At 69.5% G+C, this 865-nt stretch carries 2 pseudogenes; both read left to right on the top strand.

Annotated features, from left to right (window positions below):
* Window positions 1-219 (top strand): annotated as a pseudogene (locus tag SE92_RS01400) (hypothetical protein); the annotation flags it as partial.
* A 148-nt stretch (window positions 220-367) separates the two neighbouring features.
* A pseudogene (locus SE92_RS36415) lies at window positions 368-865 on the top strand (hypothetical protein); the annotation flags it as partial.

Raw genomic sequence — 865 nt, 5'->3', positions numbered from 1 at the left:
GGCGGCTCGACGAGCGGCGCGGTCGTGGTCTCCTCGGGCAAGGTCATCGGCCAGGGCGTCAGCGGCACGGTCAGCTCGAGCGGCGCCGTCAGCACGTTCGGTCACGGCGATGGCGGCGTGACCTTCACGGGCTCCGGACGTCTCGGCGCCCGCAGCGGTTCCGGCAGCTGGCGGCGATCCGACGGCTGCGGTGGAACCTGGACGTCGGCGAAACAATAACGCCGAAAGGCGCCTGATTTCACTGCGGAACCACCGCCCCGCGGGCCCAATTCAAGCCACATCCTCTCCGGATTTGCGGCTCATTGCCACCCAAGTCTTTGATGACAAAGGGCTGGTTAGAGTTGCGTCGCGTAACCGGGAGACCAGGATGGGCAACCGCACCGCAAAATTCGTATCCGCGCTGGTCGGCACCGTCATCGCCGGCCTGCCACTGGCCGCCGTGTCGCAGAACGCGCCGAACGCACCGAGCACGGCCAATGCGGCCGCCGACTGCCTCGCCTCGCCGAAGGGCACCGCGCCACAGGGGCAGCACTGGTATTATCGCCTCGAGCGCACGACCAAGCGGCAGTGCTGGTATCTGCGCGCCGCCGGCGGCAAGGCCTCTCAGACCACACAGGCGACGACCGACGCCCAAGAGGCAGATACAGCCGCACCGCAATCCGTGCAGAACGCGCGCGCCGAATATGTTGCCCCGCAGGGTGCCGCGCCGGCCATGACGAACACGACCGCGCCCGCGCTGGCCGCAGCGACGACGCCGCCGGTCGCGCAACAGCCTGCGGCCACCGTCAACGACACCGCGCAGCAGCCAGCCATCGCCACGCGCTGGCCCGATGTCACTACGCCGGCCGCCTCGCCCGCACCACAG

It is taken from the genome of Bradyrhizobium sp. AT1 (assembly GCF_001590795.1).
GTDB lineage: Bacteria > Pseudomonadota > Alphaproteobacteria > Rhizobiales > Xanthobacteraceae > Bradyrhizobium.
Note: the sequence above shows the minus strand (reverse complement) of the source record. Positions and strands in the feature narration are given on the sequence as shown.